This window comes from Anoxybacillus sp. P3H1B (genome assembly GCF_001560855.1).
In the GTDB taxonomy this organism is placed as follows: Bacteria; Bacillota; Bacilli; order Bacillales; family Anoxybacillaceae; genus Anoxybacteroides; species Anoxybacteroides rupiense.
Genome location: NZ_LPUG01000009.1, coordinates 344,767 through 368,612, shown reverse-complemented (window position 1 = coordinate 368,612; position 23,846 = coordinate 344,767). Strand labels below are relative to the sequence as shown.

26 protein-coding genes are annotated in these 23,846 nt (G+C 42.1%); 21 read left to right on the top strand and 5 right to left on the bottom strand.

All coding sequences use genetic code 11. The annotated features are described in order from the left end of the window. Nucleotides 1-47 precede the first annotated feature (47 nt). Complete coding sequence (gene pssA / locus AT864_RS02180) at nucleotides 48-587, bottom strand: CDP-diacylglycerol--serine O-phosphatidyltransferase (protein ID WP_044744597.1); 540 nt, start codon at nucleotides 585-587, stop codon at nucleotides 48-50. Nucleotides 588-710: 123 nt separating this feature from the next. Here pssA and AT864_RS02175 point away from each other — a divergent pair, with 123 nt between their 5' ends. Then, nucleotides 711-1,490 (top strand): phosphatidylserine decarboxylase, encoded by a 780-nt coding sequence (locus AT864_RS02175; protein ID WP_066145995.1) that lies wholly within the window; start codon nucleotides 711-713, stop codon nucleotides 1,488-1,490. A 30-nt stretch (nucleotides 1,491-1,520) separates the two neighbouring features. On the opposite strand, the gene AT864_RS02170 is transcribed toward AT864_RS02175, so the two are convergent. Continuing rightward, the gene (locus AT864_RS02170) at nucleotides 1,521-1,661 is read right to left on the bottom strand and encodes a sporulation histidine kinase inhibitor Sda (protein WP_063504925.1); all 141 of its coding nucleotides are present in this window, start codon (nucleotides 1,659-1,661) and stop codon (nucleotides 1,521-1,523) included. A gap of 340 nt (nucleotides 1,662-2,001) precedes the next feature. Between AT864_RS02170 and AT864_RS02165 the strand changes: the two genes are divergently transcribed. Genes AT864_RS02165 through AT864_RS02130 form a run of 8 tightly spaced genes read left to right on the top strand, consistent with a single transcriptional unit; the run spans nucleotide 2,002 to nucleotide 7,035 of the window. Further along, nucleotides 2,002-2,517 (top strand): YqeG family HAD IIIA-type phosphatase, encoded by a 516-nt coding sequence (locus AT864_RS02165; protein ID WP_066145991.1) that lies wholly within the window; start codon nucleotides 2,002-2,004, stop codon nucleotides 2,515-2,517. A 4-nt stretch (nucleotides 2,518-2,521) separates the two neighbouring features. Continuing rightward, nucleotides 2,522-3,619, top strand: coding sequence for a ribosome biogenesis GTPase YqeH (gene yqeH / locus AT864_RS02160; protein ID WP_066145988.1), 1,098 nt, complete (start codon nucleotides 2,522-2,524; stop codon nucleotides 3,617-3,619). Between the two features lie 26 nt (nucleotides 3,620-3,645). Further along, nucleotides 3,646-4,488, top strand: a complete 843-nt coding sequence (gene aroE / locus AT864_RS02155; RefSeq protein ID WP_066145985.1) for a shikimate dehydrogenase — start codon at nucleotides 3,646-3,648, stop codon at nucleotides 4,486-4,488. Beyond that, nucleotides 4,482-4,775 (top strand): ribosome assembly RNA-binding protein YhbY, encoded by a 294-nt coding sequence (gene yhbY / locus AT864_RS02150; RefSeq protein WP_066145982.1) that lies wholly within the window; start codon nucleotides 4,482-4,484, stop codon nucleotides 4,773-4,775. Before aroE ends, yhbY begins: the two co-directional genes overlap by 7 nt. 30 nt (nucleotides 4,776-4,805) lie before the next feature. Continuing rightward, a complete protein-coding gene (locus AT864_RS02145) occupies nucleotides 4,806-5,378 on the top strand; it encodes a nicotinate-nucleotide adenylyltransferase (RefSeq protein WP_066145979.1) in 573 nt (190 codons plus the stop codon). Next, the gene (yqeK, locus tag AT864_RS02140) at nucleotides 5,365-5,934 is read left to right on the top strand and encodes a bis(5'-nucleosyl)-tetraphosphatase (symmetrical) YqeK (protein ID WP_066145975.1); all 570 of its coding nucleotides are present in this window, start codon (nucleotides 5,365-5,367) and stop codon (nucleotides 5,932-5,934) included. The genes AT864_RS02145 and yqeK overlap by 14 nt, the downstream gene beginning before the upstream one ends. 4 nt (nucleotides 5,935-5,938) lie before the next feature. Then, on the top strand, nucleotides 5,939-6,295 hold the full coding sequence (gene rsfS, locus AT864_RS02135) for a ribosome silencing factor (RefSeq protein WP_066145972.1): 357 nt from the start codon (nucleotides 5,939-5,941) through the stop codon (nucleotides 6,293-6,295). Further along, nucleotides 6,292-7,035, top strand: coding sequence for a class I SAM-dependent methyltransferase (locus AT864_RS02130; RefSeq protein ID WP_066145969.1), 744 nt, complete (start codon nucleotides 6,292-6,294; stop codon nucleotides 7,033-7,035). The genes rsfS and AT864_RS02130 overlap by 4 nt, the downstream gene beginning before the upstream one ends. Nucleotides 7,036-7,344: 309 nt before the next feature. Here AT864_RS02130 and comER read toward each other — a convergent pair whose 3' ends face one another. After that, nucleotides 7,345-8,166 (bottom strand): late competence protein ComER, encoded by an 822-nt coding sequence (gene comER / locus AT864_RS02125; RefSeq protein WP_066145965.1) that lies wholly within the window; start codon nucleotides 8,164-8,166, stop codon nucleotides 7,345-7,347. 105 nt (nucleotides 8,167-8,271) lie between these two features. Between comER and AT864_RS02120 the strand changes: the two genes are divergently transcribed. The 3 genes from AT864_RS02120 to AT864_RS02110 all read left to right on the top strand — a co-directional run bounded on the left by AT864_RS02120 (nucleotide 8,272) and on the right by AT864_RS02110 (nucleotide 11,767). After that, entirely contained in the window at nucleotides 8,272-8,886 is a 615-nt protein-coding gene (locus AT864_RS02120) for a helix-hairpin-helix domain-containing protein (protein ID WP_066145962.1), read from the top strand. Nucleotides 8,887-8,956: 70 nt separating this feature from the next. Further along, complete coding sequence (locus AT864_RS02115) at nucleotides 8,957-9,406, top strand: ComE operon protein 2 (protein WP_066145960.1); 450 nt, start codon at nucleotides 8,957-8,959, stop codon at nucleotides 9,404-9,406. A 69-nt stretch (nucleotides 9,407-9,475) separates the two neighbouring features. Then, a complete protein-coding gene (locus AT864_RS02110) occupies nucleotides 9,476-11,767 on the top strand; it encodes a DNA internalization-related competence protein ComEC/Rec2 (protein ID WP_066145958.1) in 2,292 nt (763 codons plus the stop codon). A gap of 203 nt (nucleotides 11,768-11,970) precedes the next feature. Here the strand turns inward: AT864_RS02110 and AT864_RS17420 are convergent, their stop codons facing one another. Then, complete coding sequence (locus AT864_RS17420) at nucleotides 11,971-12,105, bottom strand: YqzM family protein (protein ID WP_044744584.1); 135 nt, start codon at nucleotides 12,103-12,105, stop codon at nucleotides 11,971-11,973. A gap of 285 nt (nucleotides 12,106-12,390) precedes the next feature. Here AT864_RS17420 and holA point away from each other — a divergent pair, with 285 nt between their 5' ends. Further along, complete coding sequence (gene holA, locus AT864_RS02105) at nucleotides 12,391-13,440, top strand: DNA polymerase III subunit delta (protein ID WP_066145955.1); 1,050 nt, start codon at nucleotides 12,391-12,393, stop codon at nucleotides 13,438-13,440. Nucleotides 13,441-13,612: 172 nt separating this feature from the next. Here the strand turns inward: holA and rpsT are convergent, their stop codons facing one another. Next, entirely contained in the window at nucleotides 13,613-13,879 is a 267-nt protein-coding gene (rpsT, locus tag AT864_RS02100; protein ID WP_044744582.1) for a 30S ribosomal protein S20, read from the bottom strand. A 210-nt stretch (nucleotides 13,880-14,089) separates the two neighbouring features. Between rpsT and gpr the strand changes: the two genes are divergently transcribed. The 8 genes from gpr (at nucleotide 14,090) to dnaK (ending at nucleotide 23,770) form a co-directional block, all read left to right on the top strand. After that, nucleotides 14,090-15,208 (top strand): GPR endopeptidase, encoded by a 1,119-nt coding sequence (gpr, locus tag AT864_RS02095; RefSeq protein ID WP_066145953.1) that lies wholly within the window; start codon nucleotides 14,090-14,092, stop codon nucleotides 15,206-15,208. Nucleotides 15,209-15,285: 77 nt separating this feature from the next. Continuing rightward, nucleotides 15,286-16,491: a stage II sporulation protein P gene (spoIIP, locus tag AT864_RS02090; RefSeq protein WP_066145950.1), complete on the top strand. Its 1,206-nt coding sequence runs from the start codon at nucleotides 15,286-15,288 to the stop codon at nucleotides 16,489-16,491. Nucleotides 16,492-16,503: 12 nt separating this feature from the next. Next, nucleotides 16,504-16,842 (top strand): YqxA family protein, encoded by a 339-nt coding sequence (locus AT864_RS02085; RefSeq protein WP_066145947.1) that lies wholly within the window; start codon nucleotides 16,504-16,506, stop codon nucleotides 16,840-16,842. 221 nt (nucleotides 16,843-17,063) lie between these two features. Continuing rightward, entirely contained in the window at nucleotides 17,064-18,890 is a 1,827-nt protein-coding gene (gene lepA, locus AT864_RS02080; RefSeq protein WP_044744578.1) for a translation elongation factor 4, read from the top strand. A gap of 63 nt (nucleotides 18,891-18,953) precedes the next feature. After that, nucleotides 18,954-20,096, top strand: coding sequence for a radical SAM family heme chaperone HemW (hemW, locus tag AT864_RS02075; protein WP_066145945.1), 1,143 nt, complete (start codon nucleotides 18,954-18,956; stop codon nucleotides 20,094-20,096). An 83-nt stretch (nucleotides 20,097-20,179) separates the two neighbouring features. Beyond that, a complete protein-coding gene (gene hrcA / locus AT864_RS02070) occupies nucleotides 20,180-21,214 on the top strand; it encodes a heat-inducible transcriptional repressor HrcA (RefSeq protein ID WP_066145942.1) in 1,035 nt (344 codons plus the stop codon). A gap of 117 nt (nucleotides 21,215-21,331) precedes the next feature. After that, nucleotides 21,332-21,916: a nucleotide exchange factor GrpE gene (gene grpE / locus AT864_RS02065; RefSeq protein WP_066145939.1), complete on the top strand. Its 585-nt coding sequence runs from the start codon at nucleotides 21,332-21,334 to the stop codon at nucleotides 21,914-21,916. Nucleotides 21,917-21,937: 21 nt separating this feature from the next. Further along, a complete protein-coding gene (gene dnaK, locus AT864_RS02060) occupies nucleotides 21,938-23,770 on the top strand; it encodes a molecular chaperone DnaK (protein ID WP_066145936.1) in 1,833 nt (610 codons plus the stop codon). Nucleotides 23,771-23,846: the final 76 nt, after the last annotated feature.

Sequence of the window (23,846 nt, the reverse complement as noted above, 5' to 3'; positions counted from 1 at the left end):
CTCTGGATTTCAAAAAAAAAGCTGCCCAAGGAGATTGGGCAGCAAATTTACATTTTTTTGAGCTTAAAGGTTCCAACCATGAGAAAAGATAAAATCATGATTAGGAAAATAAAAAATTGTGGTGGGAAATAGTGGATCGTTAAATAACTCAAGGTGAGAAGCACACCAGCTGCTGTGATAGGCAAGCCGGAAAAATAGCCGTTATTTTCGGTAATATTAAATCGCGCCAAACGAAATGCCCCGCAGCCGATATATAAAATCGTAAAAAACGCGCCAGGCGCTCCAAAATCGTGCAATAAACTTTGGTAAATCAATAGTGCAGGAGCCACTCCAAATGATATAATATCACTCATTGAGTCCAACTGTTTGCCGAGCTCAGATTCAATATGAAGCTTCCGAGCTACCGTTCCGTCAAAGCGGTCAGCGAGTGCTGCCAAAAAAATGAGCAACAGGCTGGCATTTAATTGTCCTTTCATCGTGAATATAACGGATAAGCCTCCCAAGGCAAGATTCGTTAATGTTAATATGTTAGCGGTGTGTGTTTTTAGTTTCTTTAGCGTGTGATCCAGATAATCCGATAAAAACATTTCTCCTCACTCCTTTTCAACTATGGAACGGAACGACAAATATACACTTCCCATTATAATCATTTTATTTATAATATGGGAAGTAGTAAAACATGATTTTACATAAAATTGGAGGGAATCTGGTTGTTAAAATGGTTATATCGCTTCATGATTGAATTAACAAATCATGCAGTTTCTTCAAAATTCATTGCTTTTTTTACCAAATCACGGTTAAGTGCTTGGTTAATACCATCCTATGCAAAAATATATCGAATTAATCAAGAGGAGATGGAAAAAAGCTTAAATCACTACAAAACGCTTCAACAATTATTTATTCGCAAGCTAAAAGAAGGAGCAAGACCGATTGATGAAGCGGAAGACAGCATCATTAGCCCGGTGGATGCGGTTATTGAAGATATTGGAATCATCAGTGAACAAAAAGATATCACTGTGAAAGGAAAGCAGTATTCAATTCCAGAAATGCTGGGAAGTGATGCTCTAGCTGAAAAATATTTAAACGGACTCTTTGTTATTTTATATTTGAGCCCAAGTCATTATCATCGAATTCATAGCCCAATATCTGGTGTTGTAACTCGCCAATGGTCACTTGGCGCAAAATCCTATCCTGTGAATCGGCTTGGTCTAAAATATGGAAGGCGACCGCTATCGAAAAACTACCGAATGATTACAGAGGTGAACTCAGATGGTAAGCATGTGGCCATTGTGAAGGTAGGGGCTATGTTTGTCAATAGCATAGAGCTTACTCATCCTCACGATCAATTGATTAAAGGACAAGAAATGGCCTATTTCTCATTTGGTTCGACCGTTGTTTTATTATTTGAAAAAGATAGCGTGGAGATCGATTCGCGAATGACGGTCCCGATGGCCATTAAAGTAGGAGAACGAATCGGATTTTGGAAATAAAAATAAAAAAAGAGCCTGATGGCTCCGTTATTATGATGAAAGCTTGATTTTATGTCCTAATGAGCGTCGGAGAATTTCTCTTTCAATCATTTCAATAAACTCAGGGCTTAGCTTAAGCTCCTTCGCTTTATAATACGATTCGATAAGCAAATCGTCCGGTAAACGCTTCATGGTGAGAAACCTCCTTTAACAATGGTATAAAAGTAACAACCAATACATATAATGGTAAGTTATCTTTCCTATACTTTACCACGATTATGCATAGAGAACAATCGTTCTATTATCCACAACAAACAGTGGATAATATGTGGAAAAGTTGTTTATAAACATTAAAAAGCATCATAGATGGCTTGTGAATGATGTGAGTAAACTTATCCACAACTTGAAGATATGAAGAATTTTGTCGAAAAATTTTTTAGGTTTGTATATATTTGTCAAAGTTTGTTTTGAAACTGGCACAAAAATTATGTATGATGAGGGAAGCTGGAAGAGAAACGAAAGGTGTGGGAAAATGCTTCAATATTTTTTGCCGAATGAATATGTCAAAAGTGTTCTTGACATCACTCCAGATGAATTAAAGCAAAAAGGAATCAAAGGAATTATCACCGATCTCGACAACACGCTGGTGGAATGGGATCGCCCGGCTGCGACGCCACAGCTTATCAAATGGTTTGCGGAAATGAAAAAACACGGCATTCAGATTGTGATCGTGTCTAATAATAATGAAAATAGAGTGAGAGCGTTCGCAGCTCCTCTTGAGATCCCTTTTATTTTTGCAGCGCGGAAACCTATGGTTCGAGCGTTTCGCCAAGCTTTGCGGGAAATGAATTTGAAAAAGGAGGAAGCGGTTGTCATCGGCGATCAATTGTTGACTGACATACTGGGTGGAAACCGGCTTGGCATGCATACGATTTTAGTGGTACCTGTAGCGCAAACCGATGGATTTTGGACGAGATTTAATCGAAAAATCGAACGAAAGCTGTTAGAGATGATGAAACGAAAAGGAATGGTTTATTGGGAGGAATGAGAAGATGATTCGTTGTATTGGTTGCGGAGTGCTGATTCAGACAGAAGATCAAAATAAAATAGGCTATGCCCCTCCTGCCGCTTTGGAAAAGGAAGAGGTCATTTGCCAGCGTTGTTTTCGACTCAAGCATTATAATGAAATTCAAGATGTCTCTTTGACAGATGATGATTTTTTGAAAATTTTGCATGGAATTGGCCAATCGAATGCATTAGTTGTAAAAATTGTTGATATTTTTGATTTTAACGGCAGCTGGTTGCCAGGGCTGCATCGTTTTGTTGGACGCAATAATCCGATTTTGCTTGTCGGCAACAAAGTAGACTTGCTTCCGAAATCTGTTAAATACAATAAGCTTGTGCAATGGATGAAAGCATCTGCAAAGGAACTAGGGCTTCAGCCGCTAGATGTGTGCTTAATCAGCGCTGCGAAAGGAATCGGCATCAAGAAAGTGATGGAAGCGATAGAGAAGCATCGTTCCGGCAAAGACGTATACGTAGTCGGCTGTACCAATGTGGGCAAATCGACATTTATTAATCGCCTGATTAAAGAGGCGACAGGTAAAGGAAGTGTCATTACAACCTCATATTTTCCAGGCACAACGCTAGACTTGATCGAGATACCGCTTGATGATGGGGCCATGCTTTATGATACTCCTGGGATTATGAATCAGCACCAAATGGCGCACTATGTTGATAAAAAAGACTTAAAAAAGATTACTCCGAAGCGGGAAATTCATCCAAAGGTGTACCAAGTCAACGAACAGCAGACCCTATTTTTTGGGGGACTGGCTCGGCTTGATTATGTAAAAGGAGGACGGCGCTCGTTTGTATGTTATTTTTCCAATGAATTACTGATTCATCGAACAAAAATAGAAAAGGCCGATGAGCTTTATGAGAAACAAAAAGGGGATTTGCTGCAGCCGCCGCGAAAAAGCTATGCAGAGGAGTTTCCTTCTTTAGTTGCCCACTCGTTTACCATTAAAGAGCCAAAAACGGATATTGTTTTTTCTGGACTAGGCTGGGTGACGTGCAACGAGCCGGGAGCTCATGTCGTCGCACATGTGCCAAAAGGTGTGAACGTGCTGCTTAGGAAATCGCTGATTTAATTTCGTTGTTTTAGGGGGAGAAGAAAATGAAACAACTTTATGGAGTGATTGGTTGCCCTGTGCATCATTCATTGTCGCCGCTAATGCACAATGGCGTTTTTCAGCAATTGGGAATAGAGGCTTATTACCATGCCTTTCATGTTGAAAAAGATCAGCTTCCAGCGGCTATCCAAGGTCTAAAAGCGCTCGGTATTGCAGGAGCAAACGTCACGATTCCGCACAAAACAGCGGTTATGCCGCTGCTTGATGAAATTGATGAGATGGCCCAGCGCATTGGGGCTGTCAATACGATTGTTAATGAAAACGGACGGTTAATCGGCTATAATACAGATGGCCCTGGCTTTGTGCGAGCTCTTTGTGAAGAAACAAAGACCGTCATTAAAGGAAAACGGATTTTGCTCGTTGGAGCAGGGGGAGCGGCCAGAGGCATTTATTTTGCATTAGCTAGTGAACAGGCGGCACGAATTGATATTTGCAACCGGACAAGAAGTACCGCTACGCAACTCATCGAGGAAGCAGATGTCTCAATTGACTCATCTGTTTATTCAATCGAGGAAGCGGAAAAACATCTTGATGAATATGAGATCATCATTAATACGACTCCTGTCGGCCTTTATCCGAACGTTGAAGCGATGCCGCTATCGCTTGATCGCTTAAAAGCCGATACGGTTGTAAGTGACATTATTTACAATCCATTGGAAACAAAGTGGCTGCAAGAGGCGCGACAGAAACGTGCCATTGTGCAAAATGGGGTTGGGATGTTTATTTATCAAGGAGCGTTGGCATTTGAAAAATGGACGGGAATCTTTCCTGATGTCAAACGCATGAAACAAATCGTGATTCAACAGCTAGGAGGAAGCGTATGTTAACAGGTAAGCAAAAACGGTTTTTACGTGCAAAGGCCCATCATTTAAAGCCGATTTTTCAAGTGGGAAAAGGTGGAGTCGGCGAAAATATGATCAAACAAATCATCGATGCGTTAGAAGCGCGTGAGCTTATTAAAGTAAGTGTGCTGCAAAACTGCGAGGAGGATAAAGACACAGTAGCGACGCAACTGGCCAATGGAGCAGGAGCAGACATTGTACAAACGATAGGCAATACCATTGTGCTTTATAAAGAATCAAAAGAAAACAAACAAATCATTTTGCCTCGCTGAAAATACCCAGCTCACTAAGGAGAGGGGAAAATGAGTAAAATTGGAATTTTTGGAGGAACTTTTGATCCGCCGCATAATGGACATTTGCTAATGGCGAATGAAGTGTTGCAGGCATTAGATCTATCAGAAATTTGGTTTATGCCCAATCGGATTCCTCCACATAAGCATTATGAACAAATAACAGATAGCGCCGATCGACTTCATATGCTTGAGCTAGCCATTAGCGATCATCCACAATTTAAAATTGAAACGATCGAATTGCAAAGGGAAGGCCCATCCTATACGTATGATACTATCTGTCAACTCAAGGAACTGTATCCTAAGCATCAATTTTATTTTATTATCGGGGCGGACATGGTAGAATATTTGCCGAATTGGTATCGGATCCATGAGCTGGCTCATCTGGTGACATTTGTTGGGGTCGGACGTCCGGGCTTTTCGCTTCGCACATCCTATCCATTAATCGAGGTAGAGAGTCCGGAATTCGCTGTTTCTTCTTCGCTTATTCGCGAACGTGTGAGGGAAGGAAAAAGTATTCGATACTTAGTGCCAGAGCGCGTCAGATTGTATATTGAGGGGAAGGGATTATATGAATCGTCATGAAGCGTTGGAGATTGTAAAAAAACAGTTGACTGAACATCGCTATGAGCACACGATCGGCGTAATGGAAACCGCGATTGAACTAGCCCGGCGTTATGGAGAAGATGAAAAGAAAGCTGAATTGGCTGCGATTTTTCACGATTATGCGAAGTTTCGTCCAAAAGAGGAAATGAAACAAATCATTTTAGAGCAAAATATGCCCAAAGATTTACTTTCGTATCATTCTGAGCTTTGGCATGCGCCAGTTGGTGCTTATTTAGTGCGAACAGAAGTAGGGATTGAGGATGAGGAAATTTTAAACGCGATTCGCTATCATACATCTGGCCGTGCGGAAATGACCTTGCTTGATAAAATTGTTTATGTGGCAGATTATATTGAACCTGGCCGCATTTTTTCAGGAGTCGATGAGGTGCGCGAGCTGGCGCGGAAGGATTTGGATCAGGCGCTGATCCGGGCTTTACAAAATACGATTCAATTTCTGCTGAAAAAAAATCAACCGATTTATCCCGATACCATTTATACGTATAATGCGCTCATAATCAACAAGAAGGGGGAATGAAAAAATGACGGAACGCGATATTTTACGAATGGCCATTCAAGCGGCTGATGAGAAAAAAGCTGAAAATATTATTGCTTTAAATATGAAAGGAAATTCTCTTGTCGCGGATTATTTTATGATCTGCCACGGGAACTCCGAAAAGCAGGTACAGGCGATTGCGCGGGAAATTAAAGAAAAAGCGGAAGAACATCAAATTCCAGTGAAACGCTTAGAAGGCTTTGATGAAGCTAAATGGGTGCTGGTGGATTTAGGCGATGTCGTTGCTCATGTGTTTCATAAAGAAGATCGCCTATACTACAATTTAGAACGGCTTTGGGGAGATGCTCCATTTGAGGACGTAGCGAGTGATTTGGCGCGATGACATATGAATCGTTTGCTTATTGGTATGATGAGTTAATGAAGGAAGCGCCATATGATAAATGGAAGGAATTTGTCAATAAAAAAGTTGAACAATATGGGCGCAAAGGCACAAAAAGGCTGCTTGATGTTGGATGTGGAACAGGAGAGTTGGCGGTTCGTCTAGCTCAATCTGGCTTTTCTGTGACCGGTGTAGATCAATCAGAAAACATGCTCGCCATTGCACAAACAAAAGCGGAGCAGCATCATGTGCATATCGAGTTTTTTGAGCAGGATATGAGGGATTTAAATGGATTTTCTCCTTTTGATGCCGTGCTGATTTTTTGCGATTCCCTTAATTATCTGCCAACAGAGCAGGATGTTCAGCAAACCTTCCGCCGTATCTATGAGCTTTTGCATAAAGATGGCTTGCTATTATTTGACGTTCATTCTATTTATAAAATGGATCATATTTTTCAAGATGCGGTTTTTGCAAGCAATGATGAATCGATCAGCTATATATGGCTGTGTAATGCCCTAGACACTCCTCATACAGTGGTTCATGAGCTTACGTTTTTTGTCCAAGAAGAGGATGGACGTTACGAACGATATGATGAAGATCATATTCAGCGGACATTCCCAGCGTTTCAATATGAGCAATGGTTGAAGGAAGCGGGCTTTACTGTAATGGAGATCAGTGCTGATTTTACGGATCGCCCTCTCCATGATGCGGCGGAACGGCTTTTCTTTGTTGCTAAAAAATAAGCTGTCCACGGTAGAGTGGACAGCTTTTTAGTTATGACGGCTGATATTCGCAGTGCTGTTGTCTCTATGGAAGGAGGCTGATTAGGTGAGAGAACAGTATCTCTGCTTGAAATAGGAGAATTGAGAAAGCAGTTTCATCCGGAAGCTTATGATTGTGAATGATGTATTATTTTATTTTGTTTAAATGGGATTAAGGTATGCTGACGTACAGGATACAGCGCTGGGTATCACGCTTTATGGACAAATTTTTACTCAAGAATCGGTACGCTTGTCATGTTTCAGAAGGAATTTTTTGATCTTTGGCGAATTTTAATTTTGAAACTGCTGTTTAATTTTCTCAATCTCTTGATTGAATTTCGCATGTGTTCTTTCAAATACATGCTCAAACAATTCACCTAATTCCGCTTCAAGTACAGACAGCCCCTCTCCGGTAATTCCTCCTTTTACGTGTACTTTCTCCTGCAGAGTTGGAAGAGTGTACACATTCTTTTTTAGCAATTCTCCTAGCCCGATAATCATTTCGCTCGTTAAAATAGTCGCCATTTCTCTGGAAATATTCGTTTTCTCAACAGCGGCATGAATAAATCGCTGCAGTAAATAGCTGAAAAAGGCAGGACCACAGCTCGCAAGATCGGAAGCAATCCGCGTAATATCTTGTTCAATCACGCAAGGTGTAGAAATTTTTTGAAATAATTCCTTTATATATGTTTGATAATGAGACGAACAGCGATGCCCAAATGTAATAAGCGATGCTCCAGAGAGTGCGCGATTCGTAATGCTTGGAATGACCCGAACCACATGGCAAGGGACAATGGATTCGAGCTGCTGGACGGTAATAGGGCTAGTAATAGAAATGAGACAATGATCTTTTGTCCAATAAGGAGACAGCTGTTTTAAAAGGGGGTGAATATCTAATGGTTTGACACATAGTAATATCACGGTCGCACGTCTGATCACATCCTCTGGAGATGCTGCCACTTCGACCTCTGCGTGTTCCTTCTGGATGTCCAATGCTTTTTGAAGCGTGCGATTAGTCAGAATCAGCTCATTTGGGTTGACCGCTTTCGCTTCTAAAAAAGCCTCAATTAAAATTCTCCCCATATTTCCTGTGCCTATCACTCCGATTTTCACGGCTTCTCCCCCCTTCTCTGTTTATTTGGCCGATATCTGTCCTCTCAACGATATGTATGAACAAAGAGACGTTTTTATGCATCATTTTCGAAAGGGTGATGAACAATGAAATGGCTTGCGGCCAAAGAAAAAAAGCAGCGGTATATGCTCGCGCTGGCGGCTATGGCGATTGCTGCAGCATTTTTTTATCAGCAATCTCATCAAGAGAAGAGTGTTTCTCATGCACTTCCGCTGCCTTCTGAAGAACCGGAGCAAAAAGAACAAAAGGAACAAGATAGCAAGCAGCAGGATCAACCGGAAACCATTGTGGTTGACGTGAAAGGAGCGGTTGTCCATCCCGGGGTATATGAAATGCTGGAAAACGCGCGGGTAAATGATGTCATCGCTAGAGCGGGGGGATTGACAACAGAAGCAGACCAAACAAAAATCAATTTAGCTGCTAAAGCATATGACGAAATGATGATTTATGTACCTTCTAAAGGGGAAACGAGCATGCCGATATCCCCGCCTGAAGAGAAGGAGGAGAACAAGGTTGATATTAACCATGCTACTCAAGAGGAGATAGAGCAGCTAAAGGGAATCGGTCCGGCTAAAGCGGCCGCTATTATTGCTTATCGCGAGGAAAACGGTCCCTTTAAAAAAGCTGAAGATTTATTGAATGTATCAGGAATCGGTGAAAAATCTCTGGAAAGCTTAAAAGCACAAATTGTGATTCGCTAGCAAAATTGACGGTTTTTTCTTCACTCGCTAAACTAGTCTTATATGTTTATGGTTAGGGGAGAGTCAAGAAATGGAAAGGATTACTTGGGATGAGTATTTTATGGCGCAAAGCCATTTATTGGCATTGCGCAGCACATGCACACGCTTGGCGGTCGGAGCGACGATTGTGCGTGATAAACGAATTATTGCTGGAGGATATAATGGATCGATTGCTGGAGGGGCACATTGTATTGATGAAGGATGCTATGTGATTGATAATCATTGCGTCCGTACGATCCATGCAGAGATGAACGCCATTATTCAATGCGCCAAGTTTGGCGTGCCAACAGAAGGCGCTGAAATCTATGTGACGCATTTTCCTTGCCTTCATTGTTGCAAGGCGATTATTCAGAGCGGTATTCGTGCAGTCTATTATGCGACTGACTATAAAAATCATCCGTATGCACTTGAGCTTTTTCAGCAGGCAGACTTAATTGTAAAGCATGTTCCTTTTAATAAGGAGATCCTGTCTCTTTTATAAAAGCAACTGCGCTCTTCTGCCGTCTGATTTTTGCGGCGGCAGAAGGCAAGAAAAAGGAGATTTTGGATAATGAGAGGAAATGGTGTGTATGTAGCGATAGCAGCTATATGGGGAATCACAGCTGGCTATCAGCGATTATATGGGCTTCATTTCGTGATGGCGGTTTATTTGCTGTTTTTGCTAAGATATAAGCGTGATTTGCTTTCTGCATGTTTACTTGCGGCGGCCCTTTTTTATCTCTATATGATTTGGACAGAGACTCATAATCAAACCATTCTTTCGAAAAATAAAACCCATTTTTCGCTGCGCTTGATAGAGCCTCCTGTCATTGATGGCGATCAGCTGAAGGTAAAGGGAAGGACGAAGGAAAAGGAAAAGGTGCAGCTTTTGTATAAAATCAATCGTGAACGCGATAAAAAAGAGCTTTTCCAACTTCGCATGGGAATGGTTTGCCGATTTGAAGGAAGATTGGAAGCTCCTGAACCCGCACGGAATTTTTTCGCTTTTGATTATCGAAAGTATTTGCGCTCCCAACAAATTCATTGGATTGTAAAACCCTCTTCCTTTTCTGTCGCTGCTTGTAAACAGACACGGCTTCATCCTGTTGAAGTGCTTCGATCGATCAGAGAAAAAGGAATGGATGAAATTAATGAGCATTTTCCTCCTGCGGTGATTGGCATTGTGCAAGCGTTAATCTTTGGCGAACGAGAAGAAATGGATGAAGATCTGCTTGAAGGGTATCAAAAGCTAGGGCTAGTGCATCTTTTGGTAATTTCTGGATCGCATGTCACTTTGCTTGTCAGCGGCTGCTTTTATCTATGCATTCGCTTTATAACAAGAGAAGCCGCCGCGTTGCTCCTCATTCTTCTTCTTCCTTTGTACATGATCCTGACAGGCGCTTCGCCATCCGTCGTCCGCGCTTCCGTTATGGCTATGATGTTATTATGGAGCCGTTATCGGAAGTTCAACATTCCTCTTTGTGATATCCTCAGCCTTACATGCATCGTGATGGTGCTGATTCAACCATACGATTTGTTCCAGCCGGGATTTCAACTATCCTTTATTGTTTCCTTCGCGCTTATTTTATCCATGGATTGGATTGAGCAATACCGTTCATTCATGATGCGGCTTTTTGCTGCAACGTTGGTTGCACAAATCAGCTCCCTTCCGTTTTTGTTATACCATTTTTTTGAGTTTTCGCTGTTAAGCATTCCGTTGAATATGATTTTTGTTCCGCTTTATTCGTTTATAATTTTGCCGCTCTCCATCATCGCTCTTGTTGCACATTATGTTGTGGAGCCGTTGAGCTTGCCTTTTATCTATCTCCTTGAACATGTACTTGATTTTGCTAATCGCTTTGTTCAGCTTTTCGCTTCTGATCGTTCGCTTGCATTTGTTTTAGGACGGCCGTCCATGCTGCTGCTTTTATGTTATGGAATGGCGATTGTATGGGCCTTTACGCAAATGGAGCAGAAAAAATATCGCGCTTTTGGGTATGTAGTGATAGTAATTGCCTTTCATGCCGCTTTTCCATATATGAACCGCTATGGTGAGGTCGTCTTTTTGGATGTGGGGCAAGGCGACTGTATTTATATTGAATTGCCATACAGAAAGGGAGTATATCTTATTGATACGGGAGGAACGGTTCTTTTACCAAAGCAGTCATGGCAAAAGCGGAGGAGCGAGTGGCGTGTAGGCGCAAAGCTAGTTGTACCGTTTTTAAAAGCCAAAGGAATTCGCCAATTGGATCAACTCATCATTACGCATGGAGATGCCGATCATATGGGAGCGGCACCTGAAGTGATAAGAAGCATACGGGTGAAGGAGCTGGTGATTGGCAACGAAAGCCGTGCGTATTCACCATGGCAGACTGCGCTTATGGCTGGTATGAAGGATCGAAAAATGAAGATTAAAAAAGTGGAAAAAGGAGATGATTGGAAGGTAGGAGAAGCATCATTTTATGTACTGAATCCACCAAGAACGGCTCTCCCTTCTAATGATAACGATCGTTCCGTTGTATTATACGCGAAATTGGGGGGATTATCATGGCTGTTTACAGGAGACTTGGAAGCTGAAGGAGAAGGACGGCTCATTCGTGATTTTCCTCACCTTCAGGTTGATGTATTAAAAATCGGGCATCATGGAAGTGCCACATCGACCTCCGAGCCCTTTCTAAAGATGATAAAACCTCAGATTGCCATTATTTCGGTTGGCAAGAACAACCGTTACCATCATCCTCATCATGATGTAATCGCTCGGCTTAAAAAGCATGGGGTTCGAATTTTGCGAACGGATGAGCATGGAGCGATTCGCTATCGCTATACGAAAAAAGCTGGAACCTTTACTTTTATGCTGCCATAATATAGTATCACCAGCATGAGCGGCACCTTTCGCTTTAGTCCAGTTTGGCCGCATTACAACGCCATGATAAGGTTATATGAATGGTTGCAGATGAGATGGACTGCAAGCAGCAGCCAATGCGTTAGGGGATAACAGAACTCGACATTTTTTTGGCATGCCGCATACAAAAAAAGAGACTGCTCTAAAAAGCAATCTCTTTTCCATCATGAACCAAAAAATTTTACTAATGTGGCGATAATGAACATAGTAGCGAAGAAGCCGAACGAAACGATGAATCCGACGCCGGAATCAACTGCATCATTGCGTTTGCTTTGTACATTTTTTTCAAATTCGTTCATGATTTACCCCTCCTCGTGCAATCATTTTTAGTATACGTCAAAAGAAAAAAAAAATCTATACAACAATTGATCATTTCCTTTGCTGACAACAGTTGACACAAATAGTTTAAGGGGCACGGGATAATATAAAAATACCCGTTGATAAATAAGATCCTAGGACTTATTTATCAACGTTTATATAAATGGGAATCGGCTTACATCGTTTGCCGGTTCCCTTGTAAAAACCAAGAAAACAGTGTATCTTTTCATCATGGATGGTTTTAAAAAAGAATGGAGAAGAGAAATATGACTGTGAACTTTTTGGGAAAAATGACAAAGCAAACTCTGTCGCCTCTTTATTTATTATACGGAACGGAAACATTTTTATTAAATGAAGCATATGAACGAATTGTACGTACAGCTTTACGAGAAGAGGAGCAGGATTTTCATTTATCGGTGTATGATTGTGAAGAAACACCGATCGAAACAGCAATTGAGGAAACGGAAACCCTGCCCTTTTTTGGGGAAAAGAAGGTTGTTGTGATCAAAAATCCGTATTTCCTCACTTCTGACAAGGGAAAGGAGAAAATAGAGCATAATTTAAAAAAGCTTGAGCAATACATAGCTTCTCCTTCTCCTTTTACGATTGTCGTTTTTCTTGGTTCATATGAAAAATTGGATGAAAGAAAAAAAATCACGAAGCAGTTAATGAATGAAGCGAAGGTTTTTGTCGCCTCCTCACTTAATGAAAAAGAATTGCGGCAATGGATGGAAGAACGGGCACATGCGAATGAAGTCGCCATTACAGAAGAAGCAAAGAAAACCTTACTGCAGCTGGCGGGGACGAACTTGATGTCGCTTGCTAATGAACTCGATAAGCTTTCACTGTTTGTTGGCCATCAAGGAACAATTGATGGTGAAACCGTGACGATGCTTGTTTCGCGGACACTTGAACAAAATGTTTTTGTATTGGTGGAAAAGGTCGTTCAACGCAAAGTGAGAGAAGCATTGCAAGTATTTGGTGATTTAATGGAACATAATGAAGAACCTATTAAAATTGTTGCGTTGCTAGCGGCCCAGTTTCGGCTTTTGTATCAAGTTAAATGGCTTAATGCCAAAGGATACGGCCAGCAGCATATTGCTTCGTCGCTAAAGGTCCATCCGTTTCGCGTTAAGCTGGCTATGGCACAATCGGGATTATTTTCGGAACAGGAATTGCTCGATATCATTCACGATTTGGCTGAAGCGGATTATCAAATGAAAACAGGGGTGCTTGATAAACGCTTGCTTATTGAATTGCTGCTAGTCAAATGGAGCAAAGCGAATGAGACAAATGAACAGTCTTTTGTCCGGTGAACTCCTCCCATCCCCACTTCGTTCAGAGATGGGGGTGTCAGCTTGGAGGATTTTTGGATGAGAATCATAAAAAACGGAAAGGCTTGTGCGCGTATTTTCTTCATTTCCAGCTAAAGACAATTTTATAAAAATCAAAAAAGAAAACGACCTCAAAAAGGTCGTTTATTTGTTGTTACGCTGTGATGCTGTTTAATTTTTTCGCTAGACGGGATTTTTGGCGGCTTGCTGCATTTTTATGAATTAATCCTTTGCTTGCCGCTTTGTCTAATTTTTTAGAAGCAAGGACAAATGCTTCTTGTGCTTTTTCCACTTCTTTTGCTTCTACAAGCGCTTCAAATTTTTTAATCGCTGTGCGCATGGCTGATTTCATCGCAGCGTTGTGAGCACGGCGTTTCTCGCTTGTTTTCGCACGCTTAATTGCTGATTTAATATTTGCCAATGTCTTTCACCTCCGTAATGCTGTCCATATACGTGATTCTTTTGTCATGTTGATCGATATAGACATATCAAGAACAAATGATATTCTATCAAACACATTTCAATTATGCAAGACTATTCAAGCAAAAATACTTTACTTATTAAAGAATGAAATAAGAAGAAAGCGGCGACAATAAATAAAAACGATCGTTTTTGAGAAGGAGGAGCATCGATGAATCAACCATTAGATCTTAGCGTGTATTCCGTGCGGACAGATTTGGCTGTTGAAGCTCACGAAATGGCCATTGAAGAGCGATTGCAGCAAAAAAAAGAGACTTCCTCTCCGATTGAAGGAGTCACGATTCATGATCGTGAAATAGACGGAATTAAGCTATCATATGTTGAAGTAACCGAGGAAGGAGCGCAGTCCATTGGCAAGAAGCCAGGAACCTATATCACGCTGGAGGCTCAAGGGATTCGGGAACAGGATACAGAACTGCAAAAAAAGGTAGAGGAAGTGTTTGCGAAAGAGTTCCATGCTTTTTTGCAGAAGCTGAATATTCCAAAAGAAGCAAGCTGTCTTGTTGTGGGGCTTGGAAATGATAATGTTACTCCAGATGCGCTCGGTCCGTTGGCGGTAGAGAATTTATTAATTACAAGGCATTTGTTTCAGCTTCAACCGGAAAGCGTGCAAGAAGGCTTTCGTCCTGTAAGCGCGCTTGCTCCCGGAGTAATGGGAACAACAGGAATTGAAACGAGCGACATTATTGACGGTGTCGTTGAAAAAACAAAACCGGATTTTATTGTTGTCATTGATGCACTAGCGGCTCGTTCAATTGAACGAGTAAATGCGACGATTCAAATTTCAGATGCTGGCATTCATCCCGGATCAGGAGTGGGAAATAAACGCAAGGAATTAAGTAAAGAAACTTTAGGGATTCCTGTCATCGCTATCGGTGTGCCGACGGTTGTCGATGCTGTGTCGATTACAAGCGATACCATTGACTTTCTTTTAAAGCATTTTGGCAAAGAAATGCGTGAAGGGAATCGTCCCTCTAGTGCTCTTGCTCCAGCTGGATGGATGTTTGGAAGAAGAAAAAAATTAACCGAAGAGGATCTGCCTACACAAGCACAGCGCTCGACGTTTCTTGGCATGGTTGGAACCCTGAGCGATACAGAAAAAAGAACGCTTATTCATGAAGTGTTGGCCCCGCTCGGACATAATTTGATGGTGACGCCGAAAGAAGTCGATATGTTTATCGGGGACATGGCCCATTTGCTAGCGAGCGGCTTAAACGCAGCGCTGCATGGCCAGATTGATCAAGGAAATACAGGGATGTATACGCGCTAATCATAAAAAAGATGTTCTATCTTTTTAAGCTTGACCATACTGTTAAATTAGTAGACAAGCTTAGAAAGGGTGAGAACATGAAAAGGTTTCGCTCTCGGCAAATGGTCGTCACCATTCAAGGGACAAGCATTAAAAAAGTTGTGACTTTAGCCGTTTTAGGCTGGATGATGATGTTTACGGTTGTCGGGGTCATGACATCGTTAAAACCTGAATATCGAATTACCTCTTCTTCTGTTAATAGTGTGACAAATCATTTTCCTGAGGAAACGTTCATTCATTTATTTAGTTTTGAAAACCATTATTTTTTACAAAGCTTGCCGAAAGAGCGACAGAACATTAGTTATTCATCTATTTTGCTGCGTATGATTACGAGCATTAATCCAGATGATCCCCGCAGTCTGCTTGGCAGCGAATTGCCTGGCTTTGCTCTATATGATAGTAAGATTGTGGTGGCAGGAGAAGGAACGGACTATACAAACATGCCTTACGAATCGGCACCGCCGCTTGAAGTGATGCTGGCTGAACGCGAGGCATCCATCGAAAATTTAGAAAAAGCGGATCAAGATCAAGATAAACAGCCAGTGCCTCCGCCAACGAAAACGACTGGCGGACGGAAAGTCGTTTATATTTACAGCACCCATACGTATGAATCGTATTTGCCAGCGCTCAAAGGGGCAAATGATCCAGATCAGGCCTTTCATCGTACGGTCAATGTAACGAAAGTCGGACAAAAATTGCAGGAGGAACTTGAGAAACGAGGGATTGGAGCGGTGGAAAGCACCGTTGATGTTCAACAAAAATTATCAGAAAAAGGAATGGACTATGCGCAATCATATGACATGTCAAGACAGGTTGTTATGCAGGCGATGGGCCAAAACCGTGATTTACAATACTTGATTGATATTCACCGCGATGCCCAAAGACGAAAATTTACAACTGCGACTATTAACGGAGTTAGCTATGCGCGTGTTGCGTTCATTGTTGGCGGAGAAAATGCAAACTATGAAAAGAATTTACAACTAGCAACACAGCTTCATCAGCTTTTACAAAAAAAATATCCGGGATTAAGTCGGGGGGTCATCGAGAAGAAAGGAAGAGGAACAAATGGAAAATTCAACCAAGATTTATCAAATAATGCGTTACTCATAGAGTTTGGCGGGGTAGACAATACGTTTGATGAACTTTTCCGATCCGCAGCTGCTGTTGCCGATGTGTTTAGTGAGCATTATTGGCAGGCAGAAAAAGTGCAGGCTCCAGCCTCTGATCCGCCGCAAAAGCAGTAAGGAGGAAGCAAAATGGCAAAATTCACCCTTCAATTTTTGACGGCTGTTATCCTTCTTTTCTTTGGTGTCTTGCTTGGCATGCAGCAGGCGAATCAAGGGATGATCAAAATGAAGGGCTACAATGATCCGTCTTTTCAGACCGTGTTCCATGTTGCAAAAGATAAAAACGGCGAAATGGAAGCAATGGTTATGGGAAATAGAGTAAGTATCGAAAATATTAGTGAGAAGAAAGAGAAGCTTGAACAGATGAAAATGTTCAATCTGTTTTCGGAGCTTGGAAAGCATTTGGCGGAAGGAGTTCGTTCTGTTATTCAATCCCTTCTTTCTTTTGTAGGACAGCTGATCGAATAAAGTCGGGCACAGGCTCGACTTTTTTCTTATCCTTTTTTAAGGGTTCGGGCGTTGCCTAGCTTCAATTGCCGTCGGCTCGAATCGCTTCACTCCGCATTGTGACGGTGACAATCTTCTTGGAGGGCGCTTTGCGCTTTTCTTATTTCTCTCATTGAATCTTAACCGTTGTGTTGCTATAATCAAAGCTAGTGTAGTTTCGGGTAACAGTAGGAGTGAAAAAGATGAATCGTGAACAAAGACTGGAAAGAAGAGAAAAAATCCGCAACTTTTCTATTATCGCTCATATTGACCATGGAAAATCGACGCTTGCAGATCGCATCCTTGAAAAAACGGGGGCGCTTTCGCAGCGAGAAATGAAAGAGCAAATGCTAGATTCTATGGAGCTAGAGCGGGAGCGCGGCATTACGATTAAGTTGAATGCTGTTCAGTTAAAGTACAAAGCAAATAATGGAGAGGAATACATTTTTCATCTTATTGACACGCCAGGGCATGTCGATTTTACCTATGAAGTGTCGCGCAGTTTAGCGGCATGCGAGGGGGCTATTCTTGTTGTTGATGCGGCGCAAGGAATTGAAGCGCAAACGCTGGCAAATGTCTATTTGGCGCTGGATAATAATTTAGAGATTTTGCCGGTTATCAATAAAATCGATTTGCCAAGCGCTGAGCCAGAGCGCGTTCGCCAAGAAATTGAAGATGTAATTGGCTTGGATGCTTCTGAAGCCGTGCTTGCTTCCGCTAAGGCCGGCATCGGCATTGAAGAGATTTTGGAGCAAATCGTCGACAAAATTCCGGCGCCGGCTGGTGATCCTGATGCGCCATTAAAAGCGTTGATCTTCGATTCGCTGTATGATCCATACCGCGGTGTAGTGGCCTATATTCGCATTGTGGAAGGAACGGTTAAGCCGGGACAAAAAATCAAGATGATGGCGACTGGAAAAGAGTTTGAGGTAGTTGAAGTAGGGGTGTTTACGCCAAAAGCGAAATTGGTTGATGAGCTAACCGTGGGCGATGTTGGCTTTTTGACCGCTTCCATTAAAAACGTAAGCGATACGCGTGTAGGTGATACCATTACAGATGCCAAAAATCCTGCGGCCGAACCGCTTCCGGGATATCGTCGCTTAAATCCGATGGTGTTTTGCGGAATGTATCCAATTGATACAGCCAAGTACAATGATTTGCGTGAGGCATTGGAAAAATTGCAGCTTAACGATGCCGCGCTACAATTTGAGCCCGAAACATCGCAGGCGCTCGGTTTTGGTTTTCGCTGCGGCTTTTTAGGGCTGCTACACATGGAGATTATTCAGGAACGCATTGAGCGCGAGTTTAATATCGATTTAATTACGACAGCGCCAAGCGTAGTGTATAAAGTATACTTGACCGATGGTGAGGAGGTTCAAGTGGATAATCCATCCAACATGCCAGATCCACAAAAAATTGACCGGGTGGAAGAACCTTACGTCAAAGCGACGGTCATGGTGCCAAACGATTTTGTTGGAGCGGTAATGGAACTATGTCAAAGCAAGCGCGGCATCTTTGTCGATATGCAATATATGGATGAAAAAAGGGTTATGCTTATTTATGAAATTCCGCTTTCAGAAATTGTCTATGATTTCTTTGATATTTTAAAGTCAAGCACGAAAGGATACGCATCGTTTGATTATGAGCTCATCGGCTATAAGCCTTCAAAGCTTGTGAAGATGGATATTTTATTAAATGGGGAGAAAGTCGATGCCCTTTCCTTTATCGTTCATCGCGACTCAGCCTATGAGCGCGGAAAAGTCATTGTTGAGAAACTGAAAGATTTGATTCCGCGCCAGCAGTTTGAAGTTCCTGTGCAAGCAGCGATCGGCAATAAAATTATTGCCCGCTCGACGATCAAAGCATTGCGGAAAAACGTGCTAGCTAAATGCTATGGCGGTGACGTATCGCGGAAACGCAAGCTTCTTGAAAAGCAAAAGGAAGGAAAGAAGCGAATGAAGCAGGTCGGATCTGTCGAAGTTCCACAAGAAGCGTTTATGGCTGTGCTCAAAATGGATGATAAAAAATAATGCCATACGAGGCTGTCTCATGATGAGATGGCCTTGTTTGTTATGAAAAAGGAGCGATGAACATTGATTCAAGCCGCTTATTTGCATATTCCGTTCTGTTCGCAAATTTGCTATTACTGTGATTTCAATAAAGTATTCTTTAAAGGACAGCCGGTGAACGAGTATTTGCAGGCGATAGAAACCGAAATGGAACAAACAGTGGTTCGATATCCTACACAAAAACTTGATACCATCTTTGTAGGTGGGGGGACGCCGACCGTGCTGGAAATGGATCAGCTTGACTTTTTTCTCAATGCCATTCATAAGCGCCTTCCTTTTACTGCGGGCGAAGTGGAATTTACCTTCGAGGCGAATCCGAACGAGTTGTCGCGGGAAAAACTGCAGCTGTTAAAAGACGCAGGAGTCAATCGCCTAAGCTTTGGCGTACAGACGTTTGATCATGAATTGTTAAAAAAAATTGGACGAACTCATCGGCGAGATGATGTGTTTCAAATCATTGGAATCGCTCAAGATATCGGCTTTGCAAACATTAGCGTTGATCTGATGTACGGTTTGCCGGGACAGACGCTTCCACAGCTGCGCGATTCTTTGAATATGGCGTTTGCACTCAACATTCAGCATATTTCTGCTTATTCGCTCATCGTTGAACCGAAAACGGTGTTTTACAATTTAATGAGAAAAGGAAAGCTATCTTTGCCAAGTCAAGAAGAAGAAGCAAATATGTACGAGGTCATTATGGAAGAAATGGAGAAGAACGGCTATAAGCAGTACGAAATTAGCAATTATACCCGGCCGGGATTTGAAAGCCATCATAACCTTACGTATTGGAGTAATGAAGAATATTACGGATTTGGTGCAGGGGCGCACAGTTATGTAGCCGGCATGAGAAACGCGAATGCCGGACCGATCAAAAAATATATTGATTTAGTTGAAAAAACGGGAGAAGCGTATATTGAACGCCATGTGGTAACCGAGCAAGAGCAGAAAGAAGAAGAAATGTTTTTAGGTCTCCGCAAAATAGAAGGCATTTCCAAACAGCGGTTTATGGAAAAATTTCATTGTCCAGTCCATGAGGTATTCCATGAACCGATTGAGCAAGAAAAGCAGAAAGGGCTATTGGAGGAAACGGAAACTCATATTCGTCTTACTCACCAAGGAAAACTGCTTGGAAATGAAGTGTTTCAGGCATTTATTGGAGTAATCTAAAGTTGACAGATGTGCGGGGATTTGGTACTTTAATAATAGATTTAGCACTCAATATGTTTGAGTGCTAACAGAGGTGATGATCGTTGTTAACTGATCGCCAGTTATTGATTTTGCAAGTGATTATTGACGATTTTATTCGTTACGGCCAGCCTGTCGGTTCGCGGACGCTTTCGAAGAAGGAGAAAATTACCTTCAGTTCAGCAACGATCCGAAACGAAATGGCTGATTTGGAGGAATTGGGATACATTGAAAAAACGCATATTTCATCAGGCCGGGTACCGTCGGAAAAAGGCTATCGTTATTACGTCGATCATCTATTGTCACCACAGCATCTTACAACGGAGGATATGAGGAAGATTAGATCGATTTTTGCAGAACGAATTTATGAGCTAGAGAAACTCGTTCAAAAATCGGCGCAGATTTTATCGGATTTGACAAGCTATACATCTATCGTTCTCGGTCCGGCTGTGAAAGATAATAAGCTGAAAAGAATTCAAATCATTCCTTTAAATAAAGAAACGGCGGTAGCCATTTTTGTCACGGACAAAGGCCATGTAGAAAACCGCGTGATTACGATTCCGGCTTCCGTGAATGCTTCTGATTTAGAAAAAATGGTCAATATTTTGAATGAGCGATTGATTGGTTCTTCTATTATGGAATTGAAGGATAAGATTTATAAAGAGGTTGCCAACGTCCTGCGTGCCCACATTTATAATTATGACAGCATGTTAAAAACCATTGCGGATATGATTGAGCTGCCGCGGGAAGAAAAGCTGTTTTTAGCGGGAAGAGCTAATATGCTCAGCCAGCCAGAGTTCAATGATATTCAAAAAGTTCATTCTTTAATGAAAATCATTGAACAAGAAAAAGAGTTTTATCGACTGCTGCGTCGAAGCAGCAAAAAGGGAATTCAAGTGACAATTGGCCATGAGAACCAATTGAGCGGCATGGAAAATTGCAGCTTAATTACAGCGACCTACTCGATCGGAGAGGAGCAGCTGGGAACGATTGCAATTCTGGGGCCGACGAGAATGGAATATTCGCGTGTCATTACCATTTTGAATCAAGTGGCTTCTGACTTAACAAAGGCGTTGACAGATTGGTATCAAAATGGGTAGCATTGGTCATATTGGATAATGGATGGATGGTGTGAAGCACCCCATCCTTTCCTTGTGAATAACTTTTTGATTATACATATATTGGACTTATTTGTTCACTTAAGGGAGGTGAAGCCGATGGAAAACGAACAAAAAGAAATGCTTCAAACAGAAGAGGAAGTTACATATGAACAGCCGCAAGAAGAAGTGAATGAGTCATTGACAGAAGATAAATCAATTACTGATGACGAACAAGATCAACTGACAGCGGCAAACGAGCAAATCGCTGAACTTCAGCAAAAGTTGCAGGAATTAGAAAATCGTTATCTTCGCCTGCATGCAGATTTTGATAATTTCCGCCGCCGTACAAGACTTGAATTTGAGGCAGCGGAAAAATATCGCGCACAAAATTTAGTGACAGATCTTTTACCGGTGTTAGATAATTTCGAGCGCGCTTTAAAAATCCAGACAGAAGACGAAACAGCCAAATCCATTTTGCAAGGGATGGAAATGGTATATCGCTCTTTGATTGATGCATTGAAAAAAGAAGGCGTTGAAGTCATCGAATCAATTGGAAAACCGTTTGATCCTCATCTGCATCAAGCCGTGATGCAGGCAGAAGATAGCGGATATGAGCCAAACACGGTCGTTGAAGAATTTCAAAAAGGATATAAATTAAAAGATCGTGTCATTCGTCCAGCAATGGTGAAAGTGAGTCAATAATGTCATAGGAGGGTGATACGGATGAGCAAAATCATTGGTATTGATTTAGGAACAACAAACTCTTGTGTAGCTGTATTAGAGGGCGGCGAGCCAAAAGTGATTCCAAATCCAGAAGGAAACCGAACCACTCCGTCAGTTGTGGCATTTAAAAACGGAGAACGGCAAGTGGGGGAAGTAGCGAAGCGCCAAGCGATTACGAACCCAAATACGATCATCTCGATCAAACGCCATATGGGTACCGATTATAAGGTGGAGGTTGAAGGAAAACAATATACTCCACAAGAAATTTCAGCTATTATTTTACAATATTTAAAATCGTATGCGGAAGCCTATTTAGGCGAGCCTGTTACAAGAGCGGTCATTACGGTTCCAGCTTATTTTAATGATGCACAGCGCCAAGCAACAAAAGATGCCGGACGCATTGCCGGATTGGAAGTTGAACGTATCATTAACGAGCCGACAGCGGCAGCGCTCGCTTATGGACTTGATAAAATGGAGGAAGATCAAACGATTCTCGTATATGACTTAGGTGGCGGGACGTTTGACGTCTCGATTTTGGAGCTTGGCGATGGCGTGTTTGAGGTAAAAGCGACAGCTGGGGACAACCATCTTGGCGGCGACGATTTCGACCAAGTCATTATCGATTATTTAGTTGAACAATTTAAAAAGGAACATGGCGTTGATTTAGGAAAAGATAAAATGGCATTGCAGCGCTTAAAGGATGCTGCTGAAAAAGCGAAAAAAGATCTTTCTGGCGTTACGCAAACCCAAATTTCATTGCCGTTTATCAGCGCGAATGAAACAGGACCGCTTCACTTAGAAATGACATTAACGCGCGCAAAGTTTGAAGAGCTATCTGCCCATCTTGTGGAACGGACAATGGGACCGGTGCGCCAAGCATTGAAAGATGCAGACTTGACACCATCCGATATCGACAAAGTGATTCTTGTCGGGGGTTCGACGCGCATTCCTGCTGTGCAAGAAGCAATCAAAAAGGAAATTGGAAAAGAGCCGCATAAAGGTGTCAACCCAGACGAAGTGGTCGCGATTGGAGCTGCTATTCAAGGCGGTGTGATCGCTGGGGATGTCAAGGATGTTGTACTGCTTGACGTGACTCCACTTTCTTTAGGAATCGAGACGATGGGCGGCGTATTTACGAAATTAATTGAACGCAATACGACGATCCCGACAAGCAAATCGCAAATTTTCTCAACGGCGGCGGACAATCAAACGGCGGTTGATATTCACGTTCTGCAAGGAGAACGCCCAATGGCGGCCGATAACAAAACGTTAGGCCGCTTCCAGCTAACCGACATTCCACCAGCTCCGCGCGGTGTGCCACAAATCGAGGTCACATTCGATATTGACGCCAACGGTATTGTCCATGTGCGTGCAAAAGATTTAGGAACAAACAAAGAACAATCCATTACGATTAAATCATCTTCTGGCCTTTCCGAAGAAGAAATTCAACGAATGGTGAAAGAAGCGGAAGAAAACGCAGAAGCGGACAGAAAACGCAAAGAAGAAGTGGATCTTCGCAACGAAGCGGATCATTTAGTATTTACAACAGAAAAAACACTCAAAGAGCTTGAAGGAAAAGTGGACGAAGCTGAAGTGAAAAAAGCGCAGGAGGCTAAAGAAGAATTAAAAGCTGCTTTAGAGAAAAAAGATATCGAAGAAATTCGCACAAAGAAAAATGCGCTGCAAGAAATCGTTCAGCAATTGTCCATTAAGCTATACGAGCAAGCCGCTCAACAGGCGCAAGCTCAAGGGCAAACAAATGCAGACGGCGCTGCGAAAAAAAATGACGATGTAGTTGATGCGGAATTTGAAGAAGTAAAAGAAGATAAGTAAAAACGGGAAAAAGTCAAAGTCAGGCCTGCCTTGGCTTTGACTTTTTTTCTAGAAAAAAAGCAACGATAGGAAAAAT